Annotated in this window: 18 protein-coding genes; 14 read left to right on the top strand and 4 right to left on the bottom strand. The window is 30.0% G+C overall.

What is annotated here, in order from left to right; translation table 11 throughout:
• The first annotated feature begins 42 nt into the window (after positions 1-42).
• Complete coding sequence (locus L21TH_RS13600) at positions 43-570, top strand: metal-dependent hydrolase (RefSeq protein ID WP_006317691.1); 528 nt, start codon at positions 43-45, stop codon at positions 568-570.
• A gap of 54 nt (positions 571-624) precedes the next feature.
• Here the strand turns inward: L21TH_RS13600 and L21TH_RS13595 are convergent, their stop codons facing one another.
• A complete protein-coding gene (locus L21TH_RS13595; protein ID WP_006317690.1) occupies positions 625-1,599 on the bottom strand; it encodes a YbgA family protein in 975 nt (324 codons plus the stop codon).
• Between the two features lie 28 nt (positions 1,600-1,627).
• Positions 1,628-2,533, bottom strand: coding sequence for a UV DNA damage repair endonuclease UvsE (gene uvsE / locus L21TH_RS13590; protein WP_006317689.1), 906 nt, complete (start codon positions 2,531-2,533; stop codon positions 1,628-1,630).
• Between the two features lie 222 nt (positions 2,534-2,755).
• Between uvsE and L21TH_RS15165 the strand changes: the two genes are divergently transcribed.
• Together L21TH_RS15165 and L21TH_RS15160 are read left to right on the top strand one after the other, a co-directional pair.
• Positions 2,756-3,757 carry a Na+/H+ antiporter NhaC family protein gene (locus L21TH_RS15165; protein ID WP_006317688.1) on the top strand — a complete coding sequence of 334 codons (1,002 nt, stop codon included), beginning with the start codon at positions 2,756-2,758 and terminating at the stop codon, positions 3,755-3,757.
• Positions 3,733-4,404, top strand: coding sequence for a Na+/H+ antiporter NhaC family protein (locus tag L21TH_RS15160; RefSeq protein ID WP_006317687.1), 672 nt, complete (start codon positions 3,733-3,735; stop codon positions 4,402-4,404). Before L21TH_RS15165 ends, L21TH_RS15160 begins: the two co-directional genes overlap by 25 nt.
• Before the next feature lie 55 nt (positions 4,405-4,459).
• Here L21TH_RS15160 and L21TH_RS13580 read toward each other — a convergent pair whose 3' ends face one another.
• Positions 4,460-4,708 (bottom strand): hypothetical protein, encoded by a 249-nt coding sequence (locus L21TH_RS13580; RefSeq protein WP_034430338.1) that lies wholly within the window; start codon positions 4,706-4,708, stop codon positions 4,460-4,462.
• A gap of 181 nt (positions 4,709-4,889) precedes the next feature.
• On the opposite strand from L21TH_RS13580, the gene L21TH_RS14415 reads away from it, so the two are divergent.
• From L21TH_RS14415 to L21TH_RS13560, 5 genes are all read left to right on the top strand, one after another.
• Positions 4,890-5,057, top strand: coding sequence for a hypothetical protein (locus L21TH_RS14415; protein ID WP_006317685.1), 168 nt, complete (start codon positions 4,890-4,892; stop codon positions 5,055-5,057).
• Between the two features lie 23 nt (positions 5,058-5,080).
• Positions 5,081-5,509: a hypothetical protein gene (locus tag L21TH_RS13575; RefSeq protein ID WP_006317680.1), complete on the top strand. Its 429-nt coding sequence runs from the start codon at positions 5,081-5,083 to the stop codon at positions 5,507-5,509.
• Between the two features lie 39 nt (positions 5,510-5,548).
• Positions 5,549-6,361, top strand: a complete 813-nt coding sequence (gene zupT, locus L21TH_RS13570) for a zinc transporter ZupT (RefSeq protein WP_006317678.1) — start codon at positions 5,549-5,551, stop codon at positions 6,359-6,361.
• Positions 6,362-6,542: 181 nt separating this feature from the next.
• Positions 6,543-6,740: a zinc-ribbon domain-containing protein gene (locus L21TH_RS13565; RefSeq protein WP_006317676.1), complete on the top strand. Its 198-nt coding sequence runs from the start codon at positions 6,543-6,545 to the stop codon at positions 6,738-6,740.
• A gap of 175 nt (positions 6,741-6,915) precedes the next feature.
• Positions 6,916-8,991, top strand: a complete 2,076-nt coding sequence (locus tag L21TH_RS13560; protein WP_006317674.1) for a methyl-accepting chemotaxis protein — start codon at positions 6,916-6,918, stop codon at positions 8,989-8,991.
• Positions 8,992-9,022: 31 nt separating this feature from the next.
• Here L21TH_RS13560 and L21TH_RS13950 read toward each other — a convergent pair whose 3' ends face one another.
• Positions 9,023-12,214 carry an MASE3 domain-containing protein gene (locus L21TH_RS13950; RefSeq protein WP_006317672.1) on the bottom strand — a complete coding sequence of 1,064 codons (3,192 nt, stop codon included), beginning with the start codon at positions 12,212-12,214 and terminating at the stop codon, positions 9,023-9,025.
• Positions 12,215-12,406: 192 nt separating this feature from the next.
• On the opposite strand from L21TH_RS13950, the gene L21TH_RS13945 reads away from it, so the two are divergent.
• The 6 genes from L21TH_RS13945 to L21TH_RS13525 are packed head-to-tail and all read left to right on the top strand — an operon-like array spanning position 12,407 to position 19,660.
• Positions 12,407-15,610, top strand: a complete 3,204-nt coding sequence (locus L21TH_RS13945; RefSeq protein WP_006317670.1) for a response regulator — start codon at positions 12,407-12,409, stop codon at positions 15,608-15,610.
• Positions 15,610-15,900: a response regulator transcription factor gene (locus L21TH_RS13545; protein ID WP_006317668.1), complete on the top strand. Its 291-nt coding sequence runs from the start codon at positions 15,610-15,612 to the stop codon at positions 15,898-15,900. Before L21TH_RS13945 ends, L21TH_RS13545 begins: the two co-directional genes overlap by 1 nt.
• 53 nt (positions 15,901-15,953) lie before the next feature.
• Positions 15,954-16,994, top strand: coding sequence for a diguanylate cyclase (locus tag L21TH_RS13940; RefSeq protein ID WP_162138507.1), 1,041 nt, complete (start codon positions 15,954-15,956; stop codon positions 16,992-16,994).
• Between the two features lie 28 nt (positions 16,995-17,022).
• Complete coding sequence (locus tag L21TH_RS13535; RefSeq protein ID WP_006317664.1) at positions 17,023-17,316, top strand: STAS domain-containing protein; 294 nt, start codon at positions 17,023-17,025, stop codon at positions 17,314-17,316.
• Entirely contained in the window at positions 17,309-17,689 is a 381-nt protein-coding gene (locus L21TH_RS13530; protein WP_006317662.1) for a response regulator, read from the top strand. Before L21TH_RS13535 ends, L21TH_RS13530 begins: the two co-directional genes overlap by 8 nt.
• A 15-nt stretch (positions 17,690-17,704) precedes the next feature.
• Complete coding sequence (locus L21TH_RS13525) at positions 17,705-19,660, top strand: chemotaxis protein CheA (RefSeq protein ID WP_006317660.1); 1,956 nt, start codon at positions 17,705-17,707, stop codon at positions 19,658-19,660.
• Positions 19,661-19,665 lie beyond the last annotated feature (5 nt).

Raw genomic sequence — 19,665 nt, 5'->3', positions numbered from 1 at the left:
GTAGCAAGTTTTTAACTTGCGACTCCGAAGCTTGCCATTTCAATGGCGAGTAGTTCACGTGACACTGTAGATATAGCAAAAAATAATAATGCAACAGTTATTTGTAATTTTGAAATTGGACAATATTTAACTGATAAAGGCTTATCTGTACATACTATGCATATAGGTGGTAGAACAAGTTTTGAGTTTGGAAAAGTTAAGATGACACCAGCATTACATGGCTCTGGTATAATTGAAGATAACCATTTAATTTGTGGAGGAAATCCATGTGGTTTTTTGATTGAGATAGATGGTAAGAAGGTTTATCATGCAGGTGATACAGGACTTACTATGGATATGAAGCTACTAGAAGATGAGAATATTGATGTAGCATTGATTCCAATAGGAGGAAATTATACTATGGATATTATAGATGCAGTAAAAGCTGTAGATTTTATTAAGCCTAAATTAGTAGTACCTATGCACTATAATACATTTCCAATAATAGAAGCAAATCCAGAAGAATTTAAAGAAAAGGTAAAGAACTCAGAAGTAAAAGTGATGTCAATAGGAGAGAGTATAGAAATATAGTATCAGTATATGATAAGGAGACGCATGACAAGAATATTTTGCTTATCATGCGTTTTATAATCCCTTTCCTGAGTCTGTAACTTCAATTAAATCTTTAGGAAAAGGCTCAAAAATTCTTTGTTTTGATAAATATTCATTTTTAAACCTTACAACCCAGGAGTTAATAATAGTTAATGGGACAGAGAAAGGAACTTTTTTATTAATATAGTCATCCAAAACTTCTAGAAAGTAATTTTTTTCATTTTTAGATATTTCTTTTTTAAAATATCCAAATAGATGTTCTAGCATATTTACATTACGATTTCTTTTAAGCTCCTTTGAAAGAGCTTTATTTAAGTAATAATGATATTTATTTAAAATTTCGTCTATACTTTTTCTTTCATGATTAGCTACAATCTTACCTAGTGTTTTCAAATCATAAGGGCTATAAGCCATTAGTAGATACTTATTTTCACTATGGAATTTAATTAAGGCTTCCATAGATCTTTCTTCTTTTATTTTTCTAAAATATGAATTAGTAAAGATTCTAGTAAGGAACTGTTCTCTTATATTGAAGTTTGTAAGTCGACCATCTGATTCTATAGTAGTGTCAGGATACTTTTCCATTATAGTTTTAGTAAAAAGTCCACTTGTCTTTTGTGGAATAATAGGAGCTTTTCCATGTGCTTTGTAGATTTTAGAGTCATTATAGCCACAGGTAGGAGAATGACTTTTTACAATAAATCCATCGATTTCTTCCTTAGATATATTATCTAAAAAAGAAATTGAAAAGGAAACCATTTTATCGGTAATATCTTCTCCAGTCTTTGAAAAAACAAGTCTTTCTTCATTTTGGTCGTTTCTTATTAGTCTTAAAGCTTGTCTTGGAGTTGGAAGACCGATTTCTATCTCTGGACATATAATAATAAAATTGACATGAAAGCTTAATTTTTTTATAAAATCATTATTTATCATTTTACCATCATATCTAGAATGCAGATGTTCTAAGCAACCGCTTAATACGATATTTGGTTTATAAAAATTTTTCATTTTGTCATCTCTCCAATTTAAATTGGATTTATTTTAAATTAAGAAAATCTTTAATTTTTAAAACAGCTTTTTCTTTCATTTTAGCTTCGACCATTAAGTCGAAATCAATATTTTCCATTAAGTCTAAAAGTGACATCATGTCTTCTTCTTTTATATAATCATGATGTCTTTTATCATATTTTCCTTCTTTACCGCTACTTATATGTAGCTTTGGAATAAGTTCTGTTTCCGTCCAGCTATCAACTACTTTATTTATTTCCTTTTTTATATCCATTTCTTTATTGTTGTTACATACATGATGATGAATATCTAATACAACTGGAACAGAGGTTTTGCTGTTTATATAAAGTACATCAGCTAGAGTATATGATTTATCGTCGTTCTCTAAGCGCAGGTATTTCTTGATATTATTATCTAGTGAATTATAAGTTTTTATAAATCTTTCCATGGCAGCAGATTTATTACCATAAACTCCACCAGTATGAATAATCATATCTGTTCCACCTAATCTACTTAGTACTTCGTAATGATATTGAAGATTAATTATACTATTTTCTACTACTTTTTCATTTAAGCTGTTTATAACGGTGAATTGGTCCGGATGCATAGATAAACGTATATTGTTTTTCTTTACTATATCTTTAACATCTTCCATAAGCTTAAGAATGTCCTCATCTTCAGTCCATCTCCATTTAAAGTCATTTAATAAATCAGGATGGGTAACTAAAGGTAGTAACTTGCTTGTAACTCTATACATAAATATTCCATTATTTATATTCCAATTTAATATTTCTTTTGTCAGCTTTAGATTGTTTATTATTTTGTCTCTTAAATAATTAATCCCGTATTTATAAACAGAATTTAGCCTACAGTCAGAGAATTTTTTTGGCTTTAAAGATGTGTTTATACATGCATAACCTATTCTTTTTAGCAAATGAAAACCTCCTCGTGTTTATTTGAGTTAATTATATTACAGACTGTGAATTAATGCAAATAAAATGCTACCGTCAAGATTACTAGAACACAAATTGAAATTCAAACCCAAACACCTACAAACGAAAATTCAAAAAATTCTAAAAAATAATGATTGTTTTTGAAGTTTTATAAAGTAATTTGATACTCTTCCTTAAAATTGAAATTGAAAGGGGGATTTTTTATGGATAATTTATTAGACCACTATGGGATTTGGTCATTAATACCACCTTTGGTAGCAATTATACTAGCTTTTAAAACTAAACAAGTACTGCCTTCCTTATTTGCTGCAATTTTAGTCGGAGCTACTATTATCTACAATGGAAACGTGTTCCTGGGTTTCTCAAAAACTATTGAAAGATATATAGCAGGTTCCATTGCTAGTGAATGGAATGCGGGAATCATAGTATTTGATATAGGACTAGGTGGTATGATTGGTATAGTTGCAAAATCAGGTGGTGCAAAGGCCATAGCCGAGTGGTTGGGGAGAAAAGCAAAATCTGCTAAAAGAGCAATGGTAGCAACTTGGGCTATGGGGCTTGCAATTTTCTTTGATGATTATTCTAATACTTTACTTGTTGGAACAACTATGAGGCCTTTGACAGATAAGCGTCGTATTTCTAGAGAAAAGCTTTCATTTTTAACTGATGCAACAGCTGCACCTGTTGCTAGTATGGCGTTGATATCTACGTGGATAGCTTATGAATTAGGGCTTTTAAAAGATGCTTTTGCATCTATTGGGCTTGAAGCTAATGCTTATTCAATGTTTATTAAATCAATACCTTTTAGATTTTATAGTTTAATTATGCTAGGGTTTGTTTTTATGATTGCAATCACAGGTAAAGATTATGGTCCAATGTTAAAGGCTGAAAGAAGAGCAAGGAAAACTGGCAAGTTAGTTGCTGATGGTTCGATGCCTTTAGCATCAAAAGAACTTACTGAAATGGAGATTAAAGAGGATATTCCATTAAGGGCTTACAATGCCATTATTCCAGTACTAACAGTTATAACTATGGTAATTATAGGGTTATATATAAATGGACGAAGTGCAGTATTAGCTGGGGATAACGTAGAACTTATAAAAGCTTTGAAAGAAAATCCATTTTCAATTGATGTGCTTCGCCAAGTTATTGGTAATGCTAATGCAGCTGTTGCAATGATGTGGCATCATTTTCTGGCTCAATAGTAGCTTTAGCTCTAGTATTAGGACAAAAAATATTGACATTCAAAGAAGCTATAGAAGCTTGGATTGATGGAGCTAAGTCGTTAGTAATTGCAATTATGGTATTAGTATTAGCGTGGGGTATAGGAAGCGTATGTAAAGACCTAGGTACTGCAAAATTTTTAGTCGGTGTATTAGACGGAAAGGTTCCAGCAGGAATTATACCTATAGCAGTATTTATCCTTGGATGTATTATAGCATTTTCAACAGGAACCTCATGGGGTACAACCGCAATATTAATGCCAATAGCAGTACCACTAGTATATCAGTTAAGCGGTGGAGATACTGGAAATATATTATTTGCAACAATAGGTGCGGTATTTACTGGTGCTGTATTTGGTGACCACTGTTCACCGATATCAGATACTACTATAATGAGTTCAATGGCATCTGCTTCAGACCATATAGACCATGTAAAAACACAGATACCTTACTCTGTAACATGTGCTATTATAGCTATAATGGTTGGATATATACCAGCGGCTATATTAGATATAAATCCCTTAATATCGATAATTATTGGATATATTCTAGCAGCCCTTGTAATAAAATTATATGGGAAAGAAGTAGAATCACCGGAATTTATGAAAGAAATACAAGAGAATATATAACATAAAAAAAGCTCTAGTGTATATTTTTGAAACACTAGAGTTTTTTATATGTACATTAAACACCTAAAACTAACCTTATTACCATATATATAATTGCAATTATAACTAAACCCATACAAATAATAGATATAATTTTATAATATTTTATGAACCCTTCACTCATTTCTGGCTCTTCATCAAACATCCATCGTCTTCCAAACATAAATGTATCAGTAGGATACATATAAACATATAAGAATACAAAGAAAACTGGAATTAAAATCAAGATAAAAAAGAAATACTGTAACGCTTTGCTAGAATTCACCCTAAATCCCCCTTGATATTTAAATATATTATATATTATTGTAAATTATGGTACAAGCTGAAAGTAAATATTAAAGTTGATAGTTATAAAATTTTTCAAATTTACCATATACCAAAATAAAACCATTTATGGTACAATACAACTAAAAGCATATACCAAAAACTAGAAAGAAGGGGTAGAATTGAAAAAAATAGTTATATTATTTTTGGCTTTTATGTTAGCTTTAAATATCACAGGTTGTTCTGAAAAAAATAATCAAATATCAATTGAGAGTTTTGAACCCAAATTACAGGATTTTTCAATGGTTGATTTATTGAAGAAGCCACTAATATACAGCTTACAGATATAGATTTAAAAATAGAAAAATTTAGAATGGGGATTACTAGTGATAAACAAATTAGACTTATGGTAATTGAATTAGTAGAAAATTCAGTCCTACAAAACAAGAGATATTCAATTTTTTACAATAAAGATAACGATTATTTAAAGGTAAAAGAAAAAAGAATAAGTAAAGAAGAAGCAGAAATTGATAATGTATTGGCTAAGGACTTTTTAACTACATTAGACAGCTTTAAGAATGAAATCAAATTTCCTGAAGGAGATTATAAATATTATAATATTAAATTATTATCCGCTGGCAATATTACAATGGATAACTCAGAAGATAATGAAATTTATGTAATTGATGATAATGGTGTTTATAAACTAAAAGACAAAGATGTACAAGGACTTTGTTTTTACGTATATGGCGAGCCTTTACAAAAAGGAGATAGACCAATATTTTATGTAATAAAGAACTGAAATGATATAATGTAAATAAAAAGGAATGGGAGAAGTGTTATGAACATAAGTGGGAATAACTTACTATTTGCTTTTGGTCTTACATTATTTGCAGGGTTATCCACGGGGATAGGTAGTGCATTAGCTTTTTATACAAAACAAACAAATAAGAAGTTTTTATCAGCAGCTTTGGGATTTTCTGCAGGGGTAATGCTTTACGTTTCTATGATTGAAATTTTCCCAAAGGCAAGAGAATCACTAGAAACAGTTTATGGAGCTACAAAAGGATATTGGATTACTACAATTGCGTTTTTTGCAGGAATAGCTCTAATTGCATTAATCGATAAATTTGTACCAAGCGGTGAAAATCCCCATGAACTGCGTGATGTAAATGATATAACAGAGAAGGAAGTAAATGAAAATGATTTATTAAGAATGGGATTATTTTCTGCTTTAGCCATAGCTATTCATAATTTTCCTGAAGGATTAGCGACCTTTGCAAGTGCTTTAGAAGACCCAACTTTAGGAATAAATATAGCCGTAGCTATTGCAATACATAATATACCTGAAGGAATTGCAGTATCAGTTCCAATTTATTATGCGACAGGAGATAAAAACAAAGCATTTAAATATTCTTTTCTTTCAGGTCTTTCTGAGCCTTTAGGTGCGTTATTAGGATATTTAATTTTAATGAGATTTTTTAATGATGCTATGTTTGGTTTAATATTTGCAGCTGTTGCAGGGATTATGGTGTACATTTCTTTAGATGAATTATTGCCAACAGCTGAAAAATATGGAGAACATCATATTGCTATCTATGGACTTATTTCTGGTATGGTTATAATGGTACTCAGTTTACTTTTGTTTGCGTAAATTTGTTATAGCTTATAATAAAAAATGTTTTACAATAGTAGAAAATTGGAATATAATATGGATAGAATTATATTTTATTATACATTTTAGTTCTATATATGTTAAATACATTATATTAGCACTAAATGTAAAAAATAAATATAATATCTAAATATAAAACTTTTTTAGGAGGAGAACTAAAATGTATAAAGACAAAACTATAGTATGTAAAGACTGCGGTAATGAATTTATTTTTACAGCAGGCGAACAGGAGTTTTACGCTCAAAAAGGATTTGATAATGAACCACTAAGATGTAAAGAATGCAGAGATAAGAGAAAGGCAAATAGAAGAAGAAATAATAACTCAAGAAATAATCGTTCAAGAAATTTTAATAGATAGTAAATATAAAAAGGCAGCTTAGTCTGCCCTTTTAATATTTTTTGAAGCTTTAAATGATACACTTTAAGTAATGTAAATTAATCTATAATGACAAACATTAACACCAAAAACTGACAAAATATGATACAATATAAATAAAATTAAGAAAATTCGAAAAACAAAGGGGGAAAGCTGTATGAAAAAAGCTCAATCGTTAAAAGGCATAAAGAATAAAGGCAAAAAAATAAGAAATAAGATAGTATTAATTTTAATGATAGCTGTAATCATACCTCTTATATTATTAGGTATTTTTTCATATCAAAAATCATTGACAATAATAAAAAGGAATTTATCTACTACAACTTCACAGGCATTAGAAAAAATAAATGAATCAATTACTTTGTTTTTAAAAGGGATTGAGCATCAAGTAATTACAATGGCAAGTAATTCAAGTTTTGCACAAATAGATGAAAAAACAATGGTTGTTAAAGAAGAAAAAACGATATTTAGGGAACACCCAAAAAAACAAGTTGCTTTAGAACTATTGAAAAATACCCATTCTAGTAATCCAAATCTGCTGTGGACATATTTTGGGAGTTCAAATGGTAATATGTATATTTATCCTAAAGATGAACTTCCAGATGATTACGACCCTAGAGATAGACCTTGGTATAAAAAAGCAGTAGAAAATGAAGATAAAGTAGTTTGGACAGAACCATATGCAGATGCAAGTACAGGTGAAATGGTGATTACAGCTGCCAAAGCAGTAGTTGAATATGGCAAAGTTGTTGGAGTTGTAGGTATTGATATAAGTCTTAAGGATTTAGCCGATAGTTTGTCCAATACGAAAGTAGGTAAAAGTGGATACATATTTGCTACTGATAAAAATGGAACAATGATTTTTCATCCTAATAAAGAATTAGTAGGAACTGATGCAGCATTAAAGCAAGAATTTTGGGAATATGCAAAATCTAATAAAGAAGGTTTTTCTGAATATACTTATGAAAATGAAAAGAATTTTTTAAGTTTCAATACTAATGAAGTAACTGAATGGAAATTGTTTTCTATTTTACAATATAGTGAACTTACAGAAGATACAAATGTTATAGCTTTTTTTACATTAATCATTGGTTTAATAGGAATTATTATAGCTATAATTATAGCGTTTATATTTGCTTCAAATGTTTCTAAGCCTATAAACTTATTAAAACAATCTTTTGCTAAAGCTTCTAATGGTGATTTAACTAAAACAGTTAATGTTAAATCAAAGGATGAAATAGGGCAAATAGGAGAAAGATTTAATGTAATGTTGGACAAATTTAGTATTTTAATAAAAGCTATAAAAAAATCATCTAATGTAGTCTTAAGAACGTCAGAATCTCTTAGAGATATTACAGAACAAACAGCTACAGCAGCTGATGAAGTAGCAAATACTATTGAAGAAATAGCAAAGAGTACTGAAGAACAAGCGAGGGATACAGAAAAAGGAGCAGTAGAAGTTAATACATTAGCAAAGAAAATAGAGCTTGTATCATCATCAGCTGATAGTATGAGTAAAATATCTAATAATGCAAATCAGTTGACGGATAAAGGACTACAGATTGTAAAAATATTAATAGAAAAAAATGAAGATAATAGGAGATCATCAGAGGAAGTAAATGAATTAGTATTAAGAGTAGATAAAAGTACAGAGGAAATAGGAGTTATTACAGATACAATTTCTGAGATAGCAGAACAAACTAATCTTCTTGCCTTAAATGCAGCAATAGAAGCTGCTAGAGCAGGAGAATATGGAGAAGGTTTTGCAGTTGTAGCTGAAGAAGTCAGAAAATTAGCTGAACAAGCTTCTAATGCAACAAATGAAATCAAAGAACTTATATCAGGAATACAAGCTCAATCATCAAATGCTGTGAAGTCTATGGAAAAAGCTAAAATAGTGGTTCAAGACCAAGACAAAGCAGTAAATGAAACAAAGGATATATTTACTCAAATATCCGATTCTGTAAAGATTCTTATAGAGAAAATGATAGAAGTAAAGAATTATAGCGATGATATGACAGAAAAGAAAAATGAAATAGTAGGAATAATCGAGAATCTTTCTGCTGCATCTGAACAGACTTCAGCAGCAACTCAACAAGTATCAGCATCAACTGAGGAACAACTGGCTACTATGGAAGAAGCAAAATCTTATTCAGAAGAACTTAATACACTAGCCAAAGAACTTGAAGATGCTATTAATAAGTTTAAAATTGAAGATGATAAAAAAGAATAATAGGACAGGTTCTCTGTCCTATTATTCTTTTTTAGTTATCCCAATCAATTGATGTAGCAACTTCTTCAAATTTGCTCATTGCTTCTTCTAGTTGCTTATAAATTTCTATAGCTTTATCTAGCTCATTATTTTTTCCCATTACTTCTAGCTGATAAGCCAACTGATAAGGTATACCACTGGTGAAGTTACTTAAAGTCCCCTTTAAACCGTGTGCATTTCTATGTAATTGTTTCGAATTATTAGTATTTATAGATTCCTTTATAGAGGTTAATTGATTCGGATAGTTTTTCAGAATTATTTTTAATAATCTTTGAAGAAGTTCTTTATTATTATCTGTATTGTATAGGGCTTCTTCTAGCTTAAATATATATTCTTTCGACTTATTGACTACTTCTTTTTTAGTAATATCAATATCTTGATTTACGAACACATTTTTAAATATTTTTCTATATAGCTCTTCAGCATTTATTGGCTTTGATATATAATCGTCCATACCATTTTTTAAACACATTTCCTTATCTTCCTTCATTGCATATGCAGTCATCGCAATTATAGGGATGTGTTCATTAACATCTTTCTCTAATCCTCTAATTATTTTAGTCGCTTCAAACCCATCAACTTTAGGCATTTGTATATCCATTAAAATCAAATCATAGTCATGATTTTTATATTTTTCAATGGCTTTTTCACCATCAATGGCAGTATCAACATACCATCCCTTCCTTTCAAGTAGAACTAAGTCAAGTTCCCTATTAACCTCATTGTCTTCTACTAGAAGGATATCGAGCTTTTTACTAGTTAATTTATTGCTTTCTATAGTATTAATATTGTCTTTTATAGTTTCCTCGGAAAAATGACTGTCTTGATTCTGCTCTGAAATCTGCAGAGGAATACTAAAATAGAATGTACTTCCTATACCAGGAGTACTGTCTACTCCAATTTCACCACCCATTAACTCAATCATCTTTTTAGAAATAGCAAGACCCAAACCTGTTCCCTTTTGGTTGTACCCATTATTAGTTATACGACTAAAGCTTTTAAAAAGCTTACTTTGTTTCTCCTTAGGGATACCGATTCCTGTATCAATAACTTCAAATTTAATAGTTGCTCTTTTAGGACTTGAAGAAATTTCAGAGATTTTAAGGGTAACAGAGCCTTTTTCAGTAAATTTAATTGCGTTTCCGATTAAGTTAATTAGTACTTGCTGTATACGCCCAATATCTCCTTTGAAATCTAAATGCATACCACTTTCTAACTGATATGATAAATCTAAATTTTTTTCACGTGCTTTGTATTTAAATGATGATATAGTTTTTTCTGATATTTCTTTGAGATTAAAAGTAGTAGTTTTTAATTCCATTTTGCCAGCCTCAATCTTAGAAAAATCTAAAATATCGTTTATGATATTAAGAAGGAGGTTAGCGGATTCATAAATCATTTTTAAATATTTTTTTGCTGCATCTGTTAACTGCATATCAAGTAATATATTTGTTAGACCGATAATTCCATTCATAGGAGTACGTATTTCATGACTCATATGTGCTAAAAACTGACTTTTAGTTTTATTAGCGAGTTCAGCCTCTTTTTGAGCTTGACGAAGCTCTTTTTCTATTCTTTTTCTAGAGGTTATATCTTCTTTCATGGCGATATAGTGGGTAATAACACCATCCTCATCTTTAATCGGTGAAATAGATGCATATTCCCAATAGATATCACCGTTTTTCTTCACATTACAGAACTCACCATGCCATTCCTTCCCAGAGGATATATCTTTCCAGAGTTTTTTGTAAACTGAATCTTCTTGAAAACCTGATTTTAATATCCTTGGATTCTGACCAATAGCTTCTTTATAAGAATAACCAGTGATTTCTGTAAACTTTGGATTTACGTATTCAATATTTCCATCTAAATCAGTTATTACAATTGAGCTTGAACTCTGTTCAACTGCTTGAGATAGCTTGCGTAATTTTTCTTCCTTTTTCTTTCTTTCAGTAATGTTTATGTGAGTAATAACAGAACCACCGTCTTTCATATCTAGAGGAGTAGCCTGCATGATAAACCATCTTTTTTCAGTTGGAGAATGACAAGGGTATTCATATTCAAAATAGGGGATTTTCTTAGATAAAACTTTTTTTAAACCATTATAAATTTCACAGGCTTCTGGAGCATTGTTTTGACAAGCTATTTTAGTTATTTCTAAATAGTTTTTATCAATATCATCCTTGTCTATTTTGTCATTTTCGTTACCAAATTGAACCCAAGATTTATTGACTCCAACAATGTTACCATTTTTATCAATAACACAAATACTATTATTTAACGAATCTAAAATGCATTGAATAAAGTCTTTATTTTGTCTAAGGGCTTGTTCTATTTTTTGTCTTTCTTCAATTTCTTCCTTAAGCTGTTTATTGATTTTATTTAAGTTACTGGTTTGAGTTTTAAGTAACTCATTACTTTTGTTGAGTTCGATAAAAAGGGTACTAAATGGCTTTTTTAAAGAGGTTTCAACTAGGGCAATATAGATATAGCAATAAGAGAAGAATTTGAAAAAATGTCCCACCATATTTAATACTCCATATACATCGTTATATAAAGTAAAGGATAATTCACCGACAATAGTTAAAGTATATGAAATTAAAAGATGTTTTTTTATGGTTTTATCAAAGCTGTTAGCTTTATATAGTAAAAATATACCATAGACTAGAATCAAAATTATTATATATTCACTTAGTATTTTAAATAGAGTTAGTCCTGTACCTTCGATATAACAATCAGGGAAAAAACCGGACAATATTAATAGAGAAAATAATAGGGAAGCGAGGGAATAAACACTGAAGAGTTTTTTATAAGGAAAGTTTTTCTTTAGGAGAAGTAAAGCTATAATTAATGATAGAGCTTCCATATACCTTCCTATTATCCAGAACTGTGTTGCCAGATTAGCACTATTAGTACTTAATATATTCATACCTTTATAAGCTATTAGATGTAAAAGGTCAAATAAAGCTACAAATCCATAACTAAGTCCAAGATAGGTTATCAAATTGTTTTTACATATATCAGTTGTATTAATAGCTATTAGGGTTAATGAAAAAGCAATTATTACCGAAAATAATTCTATAACTGTGTGATACAAAAGATAATTGGTATAGCATAAGAAAATAAGAAAAACACACAATACAATCAAAATTAAAAATTTTTTATTTTTAAAAGTATAATTCAAAAAACCCCTCCCTCCTATATTTTAACAACAGAATTAGCTTCTATATTAATATTTCTACAATAATCATCAAATTTCCTCTATAAACATTTTTTTAAATAATTTTGAAGGGATTTTCATTTTTTTACCGAAATTATAATATATAAAATGTCGTAATGTTTAGATAATTGTTGAAAAACAAAATAGGGGGTGTTTATGAGATATAAAAAAAGCATTAGAAAAACTTTAATATTTGGTTCGATTATTTTACTAGTTTTGATAATATTACAGTCATGGATTCAGTATTTAATACTGGATAAAGAACATAGTATTTTATCAATGATTAATAAAAAAAGTTTTGAGCAAACGCAGCTTGCTAATGCTCGTTATTATCACTTTTCCTGGTTAAATGAACTAGAGATGGCTTTCTTAAGCGAACACCCTCTAGAAATTGAGACCTCTCATACTAGATGTAAACTTGGAAAATGGATAAATGAGATAACATTAGATGCCAATCAAGATACAATTCTTCAATTAAAGGCACTTCATAAAGAACTCCATCAAGATGCAATTAAATTACTCAATCTATATGAAAATGGTGAAGTAGATAGGGCAATGGAGATATTCCACTCAAATATAGTACTTAAATCAAAACTAATGGATAATCTTATCGAGGATATAGAAATCCAATATGAGCAACAACTAAATAGTTATTATGCCCAACTAAAAGCTCTTAAGAGAACCAGTAATATCTTAGCTTATTTACTTATTATCTTTGTAATTATAATAGTCGTTATGGTCATATATTTACTAGATAAAAAAATAGCTAAACCTGTACTTAAGATTACTAATGGAATTAAATATATTAGAGATGGTAATTTCAATCAAAGTATATGCATAAAAGATGACAGTGAAATAGGCTACTTAGCGAAAAACTTTAATGATATGGCTAAAGCCCTTAGAATTGGACAGTATAGCAATGAAATGCTTAAGACAATAGCTACAGATTTTGAGCGTGATGAGGTTTTTAAAGAATTAATTAATAATTTAAAAAAATTGGAAAATATACTTTCGGTTAGTATTTATTTATACGATGAGTGGGAAAATCGTTTAGTATTAAATAATGGTTATATGATAGATAAAAACGTTAAAGAATATTTTGCATTAGGAGAAGGATTAGTAGGGCAAGTAGCACTAACTGGAGATAAAGTAGAAATTACAAATGGTAGTGATGAGTGGGGAGTGGATACAGGAGCAAATAGAATAAACCCCAAAAAAGTAATTGGTTTACCAATAAAATTCCAAGATAAGCTAATAGGTGTAATAGTATTTGCAACATCTATTGATTTTACTGACAGTGAAAAGACTGAACTGCAAAAGCTGATAATTCAGTTGGGTATAGGTATACACAATATAGAACAGTATAATTCTATAAAAAAATTAATCGAGAAACTTGAAGAAAAAAACACTGAGATTAAGCATCAGAAAAATTATGCTGAAGCCGTTCTTAGAAGTTCCGCTCAAGGAATATTTAGTATAAACGGAAAAAGAGAAATTCAGACATGGAGTAAAGGAGCAGAAGAGATTACAGGATATAAAGCGGCTGATGTTATAGGAAAAACTTGTTGTAATATCATAACAATTTTTAATCAAGATAATGAAAAGTTTTGTGAAAAAGGAGAGTGTTTATTTACAGGCAAATCATCAGAAAAGAGTATGGAAGTTATTGTTAAGTCTAAAGAAGGACATCTGGTACCATGTTTACTTAGTCTAGCTCCAATCTATAATGAGCTTAACAATAATGCTGGCACTGTGGTAGTTTTCAGTGATATCTCAAAACAGAAGGAATATCAGGCAAAAATAGAGATGGCTAACAAGGTTAAAACTGAGTTTATAGCGACCATGTCCCATGAGTTAAGGACTCCTCTTAATTCGATAATAGGTTTTTCTGAATTATTACATCAAGGAATAGCAGGAGAGTTAAATAGCAAACAACTTAACTATATTGAAAAAGTATATAAGAGTGGAAAAAAACTTTTGAATCTAATTAACGATATTTTAGATATATCAAAAATTGAATCAGGGAAGATAGAGTGGGAAGCAAAGAAACTAGACTTGATTGAGGTATTAAAAAATAGCTTAGTATTAGTTAAGGAAATGGCTAAAGAAAAGAAAATAGAGCTAAAATCAGATTTCCAAAGAGAGGGACTTGAATCTATAGAAGTAGATGGAAGTAAGATTAAGCAGGTAGTACACAATTTATTAACAAATGCAATCAAATTTACTCCTGATGGTGGACATGTTTATTTAAAGGTTTATAGAATGGATGACATAGTTAATATTGAAGTAACTGATACCGGAATTGGCATACCTGATGATAAAAAAGATGTAATTTTCAATCCATTTGTTCAGCTGGACTGTAATTTGAATAGAAGATATGAAGGTACGGGTCTAGGACTAAGTCTAGTAAAGGAAATAGTTGAATTGGCTAGAGGTAAATTATCTGTAGAAAGTGAAGTAGGTAAAGGTAGTACCTTTAAAGTAGAGATTCCTGCACTTTCAAGGGTTGAAATTAATTCTTTATCAGTAATAAATAATCAAGATGAGATAAGTGAACTTCAAATAAAGGAAGTTGATAGTGATATCAGAAAACATAGGGCGTTAGTGATTGAGGATGATGATGTTAGTGCTACTTTAGTTACAGAATATTTAAATACTTTAAACGTTGATGTAATACTTTCTAAAAATGGTGAAGATGCTCTTAAAACAGCCTACAATCTTAAAGATGACATATCCTTTATTATACTTGATATTATTTTGCCAGACATAACAGGATGGGATGTATTAGCTAAACTTAAGGAAGATAAAAAGCTAAAGGATATACCCGTAATAATTATTTCTGTTCTTCCAGAAGAAGAGAAAGGTTTGGCTTTAGGGGCATTTGAATATTTAATGAAGCCAATTTCTAAGGAATCATTAAAGACAATTGTAGAAAAAGTGTTATCTATAAACCAATATGATGAACATAGTACAAGAAAAGTACTAGCTATCGATGATGAACTTGATGCATTAGAAATTATAAGTGAGGTATTGACTAGTTATAATTGCCAAGTCTATACAGCTATTAATGGAAGAGCTGGACTTGATAAGGCGAGGACAGTTAAGCCAGATATTATACTACTTGATTTAATAATGCCAGAAATGGATGGGTTTGAAATACTAAATCAATTAGAAAAGGATGAAGAATTAAAAGATATACCTGTTGTGATTTTAACTGCCAAAATAATGTCATCAGATGAAAAGAGAAAGCTTAATGAGCGTGTTTATTTAGTATCTAATAAGAGTCAACTTGGATTAGAAAAGTTTAGGATAGCTATTGAAAAAGCTATGAAAGGGGATTTGGAGAGGAGGGATAACTAATGACAAACTATACAACAAAAACAGTTGCAATAGTTGATGATGATCCATATGCTAGACAGATGATTACAGAGCTGTTGATTCAATATGATTTTAAGGTAATAGAATATAGTAGTGGAGAAGAGGTTTTAAGTTCAGATATATCAGAGATAAAGTTAGTTATATTAGATGTAATGATGCCAGGTATGGATGGATTTGAAACCTGTCGCAAATTAAAGGAAAAATATGATGATAGACTGCCTATTATAATGCTTACTGCACTTGATGATAAAGAAAGTAAAAAAAGGGAGTAGAAGCAGGATGTGATGAGTTTTTAACTAAACCAGTAAGTCCAGTTGAATTATCTGTGCGGGTTAATAATCTAATAAAAATGGGCGAATTAGCAAGACAACTAAAGAAAAGAGATGAGTTAGCTAAGAAATTATTTTGCAAAATCCCAGACAAACAGGAAGAACACCAAGAAATAATAAGAATTCTAATTGTTGAAGACGACCCAGTTGACCAAGAGAGATTAAAAACATTCCTTTCAGAACAAGAGAAATATGAAGTTATCATAAAGGGAAATGGACGTGAAGCACTAGAGTGTCTTAAAAATAATAAATTTGATTTAATAGTATTAGATTTTTTTCTACCTGAAATGGATGGAATAGAGATATATAAACACTTTAAAAAACAACAAGAATATATAGCCCCTGCAATAATGATTACAGCTAATAATGATTCAAGAAACAAAGCAGAGAGCTTTGAAGTAGGTATTGATGAATATATGATAAAACCAGTAGATAAACTTGAATTATTAGCTAGAGTAAAGTCATTATTAAAGTCTTCTCAAAGACAGAGAAGCCTTTGGGCAGATTATAACAAAGCCATTGAGAAAGCAGTTAAAGACACTATGACTGGACTTTATAACAACACATATTTAAAAGAATATTTAACTAAGGAAATAATTTCAAGTCAAAATGATAAAGGTGCTTTAACTTTAATAATGTTAGATCTTGATGATTTTAAAAATTATAATGATGTTAATGGGCATGTACAAGGAGATGAGGCTCTGAAAAAAACAGCAGAAATTATAAAAAATAGCATCAGAAGTTCAGACTTAGCTGCACGATATGGGGGAGAGGAGTTTTCAGTAGTTTTACCAAGTACTACAATCGAAGAAGCCTATTATATTGCAAATAGGATACGAAAAAATACAGCAGATTATAATTTTACAGGACAGGAGAAGACTAAAAAAGGCAATTTGACTATAAGTGCGGGGGTTGCAGAGTTAAAGGAAGATGATAGCTTATACGATTTTTTAGAAAGAGCAGATAAAGCTTTATATGAAGCTAAAAGAAGGGGTAAAAATAATGTATTTTTAGCAGCCAAAGAAAACGGTTTATAAACGATTACTTAATTTGGAGGAATTGGCTATGTATGAATTACCGTCTGATATTACTATTTATAATGTAGAAAGTTTAAAAACAGCTTTAATTAACTATCTTGAAGCTCAATTAAAACAGGATTTAGTAATACTAGTTTTAGAAGCATCAAAAGTGAAGGATTTAGATACTGCAGGATTACAATTATTATTATCTTTTCATAAAACTTGTGTAGAACTTGGTATTGATTTAAGGATAGAGAACAGTAATGTGTTTTTTGAAGAATTAACTAAACTAACAGGTGCTAATACTTACATAAGCCGGGATGGTGATAACAATGGGTAATTTAATATTGGCTGTGGATGATTCTAGAACAATAAGGGCATCAGTTAAATATACCTTGGAAAAAGCAGGATATGAAGTTGTGTTAGGTTGTGATGGTAAAGAAGGACTAGATAAATTAAATGAATTAAAGCATCAGGGTAAAAAGCCTGATATGATTATATCAGATATCAATATGCCTAACATGGACGGCATATCATTTATTAAAGAGTTAAAAAACAAAATGGAGTATAAATTCATTCCTGTATTAGTATTGACAACAGAATCACAGCATCAAAAAAAAATGGAAGGGAAAAAAGCAGGAGCAGCTGGATGGTTAGTTAAGCCCTTTAAATCTCAACAATTGGTAGATGTTGTTAAGAAATTTGTCAGATAGAAGGGAGGAAAGATAATGGTAGATGACTATTTGCTTCAAACTTTTATAGAAGAAACAGAAGAACATCTCCAAACCATTGAGGAGGGGCTACTAGAGCTTGAAAAATATCCAGATGATAAAGAACTAATAGGAAATATTTTCAGAGCTATGCATAGTATCAAAGGTGGAGCAGGAATGGTAGGACTATCTAAAGTAAATGAAATAGCCCATGGTCTTGAGAATATATTAGAAGAAATCCGTCAAAATTCCAAACAGCTTTCTGAGAATGTAGTAAGCATATTATTACAAGGTATAGATATAATACGTCACATTATAGAAACTAAGGACTTTGAAGGAACAAATATTCAATCCAGAATTGATAAAATCAACAATGAAATCAATAACTATAATGGCGACCAACAAAGTAACAATGAGGGAAATAATGAAAAATATAAACATCATAAGGAAACAAATCAATTTAAGATTACCTTAAACTTAAATCAAAACATTTTTGAAACAGGAACTGACCCATTAATGTTATTGATGGAGCTCAGTGACATAGGAGATATAATTGAGGTTAGTTTAGATAAAAGCAAACTTCCTAATATATATGAACTTGACATTTATACATTTTACCTAAAATGGACAGTGATATTAGAAACAGATAAAAATAAAGAAGACATAGAAAACATATTTATATTTATTTTAGATGATAACGATATAAAGATAGAAGAAATAAAAGATAAATTAAAAACAAAAAACAAAGTAAAATCAACTATTAAAAGTGAATTTAATGAAAAACATAACAATTATAAAAAAGAAACAGTAAGGGTAGATACCAAAAAACTAGAAAATATCTTAAATGATATAGCAGAGCTTTTAATCTCTCAATCCAATGTTAAAAGAATTATAGGGCAGATTATAACTAAAAATCATTCCTTGAAAGAGGAGATAGACAATTCTTTTCAATCAATAGATAAAATAGTACGCAGAGTACAAGAACAGGTAATGAGTGCTAGTATGATTCCCATTGGAGGTACATTTACCAGATTACATCGTATTGTAAGGGACATAACTAAAAATAGTGAAAAGAAAGTAAATCTTGAAATTAACGGCAAAGACACTGAATTAGATAGAAAGATTATTGAAGAGCTAGCAGATCCATTAAATCATTTAATTCGAAATGCAGTTGATCACGGAATTGAAGCACCTAAACAAAGAAGAGAACTAGGTAAAGCCCCTGAAGGAAAGATTACCCTCGATGCATATCATCAACAAGGAAATATAATTATAGAAATAACAGATGATGGTAGGGGTATTGATAAAGAAAAAGTATTAAATAAAGCTAGGGAAAAGGGTTTGATAGAGGTTAATCAAGAGTTAAATGAGCAGGAAATATATAGTTTAATATTTAGACCGGGTTTTAGTACCAAACAAGAGGTGTCGGATATTTCAGGACGAGGAGTAGGTCTTGATGTAGTTAAAACTAATATTAACAATATAAGGGGTAATATCGAAATTTTATCTAAAAAAAATGAGGGGACAAAGTTCAAAATTAAACTTCCCCTTACATTAGCTATAATTGATGGCATAGTGTTAAGGGTAGCAAATGAAGAATTTGTGTTACCTGTAACATCAGTAGTAGAATTTATAGATGCACGAAGTCAAAGATTAGAACATGTGGAAGGTAAGGCAACTATAGTAAACTTACGTAATGAATACATTCCTTGTACAAGCTTACAGGAATTATTAGATATGAAGGGTAACTCTAAGAATTTAAATGAAGGAATATTAGTAATAATCCAGGAAAACCAAAAAAAACTAGCTCTACAAGTTGATGAAATAATAGGTCAAGAACAGGTGGTTATCAAAAATATAAATGAAAATATGGGGTATGCTGAAGGATTTGCTGGTGCAACCATTTTAGGAAATGGAGAAGTTTCTTTAATTCTGGATGTGTCATCTCTTTTTAAACTGGCCCATAGAGACTAAAAAGA

It is taken from the genome of Caldisalinibacter kiritimatiensis, from assembly GCF_000387765.1.
Classification (GTDB): Bacteria; Bacillota; Clostridia; order Tissierellales; family Caldisalinibacteraceae; genus Caldisalinibacter; species Caldisalinibacter kiritimatiensis.
The sequence above is the reverse complement of the archived record's forward strand: the minus strand, read 5'-3'. Positions and strand labels throughout refer to the sequence as shown.

Bases quoted from the DNA above. Each gene is read 5' to 3' on its own strand.
- L21TH_RS13600 (WP_006317691.1), top strand. From the start codon at position 43: ATGGCGAGTAGTTCACGTGACACTGTAGATATAGCAAAAAATAATAAT.
- L21TH_RS13595 (WP_006317690.1), bottom strand. From the start codon at position 1,599: ATGAAAAATTTTTATAAACCAAATATCGTATTAAGCGGTTGCTTAGAA.
- L21TH_RS15165 (WP_006317688.1), top strand. From the start codon at position 2,756: ATGGATAATTTATTAGACCACTATGGGATTTGGTCATTAATACCACCT.
- L21TH_RS13575 (WP_006317680.1), top strand. From the start codon at position 5,081: ATGGGGATTACTAGTGATAAACAAATTAGACTTATGGTAATTGAATTA.
- zupT (WP_006317678.1), top strand. From the start codon at position 5,549: ATGAACATAAGTGGGAATAACTTACTATTTGCTTTTGGTCTTACATTA.
- L21TH_RS13565 (WP_006317676.1), top strand. From the start codon at position 6,543: ATGTATAAAGACAAAACTATAGTATGTAAAGACTGCGGTAATGAATTT.
- L21TH_RS13560 (WP_006317674.1), top strand. From the start codon at position 6,916: ATGAAAAAAGCTCAATCGTTAAAAGGCATAAAGAATAAAGGCAAAAAA.
- L21TH_RS13945 (WP_006317670.1), top strand. From the start codon at position 12,407: ATGAGATATAAAAAAAGCATTAGAAAAACTTTAATATTTGGTTCGATT.
- L21TH_RS13545 (WP_006317668.1), top strand. From the start codon at position 15,610: ATGACAAACTATACAACAAAAACAGTTGCAATAGTTGATGATGATCCA.
- L21TH_RS13535 (WP_006317664.1), top strand. From the start codon at position 17,023: ATGTATGAATTACCGTCTGATATTACTATTTATAATGTAGAAAGTTTA.
- L21TH_RS13530 (WP_006317662.1), top strand. From the start codon at position 17,309: ATGGGTAATTTAATATTGGCTGTGGATGATTCTAGAACAATAAGGGCA.
- L21TH_RS13525 (WP_006317660.1), top strand. From the start codon at position 17,705: ATGGTAGATGACTATTTGCTTCAAACTTTTATAGAAGAAACAGAAGAA.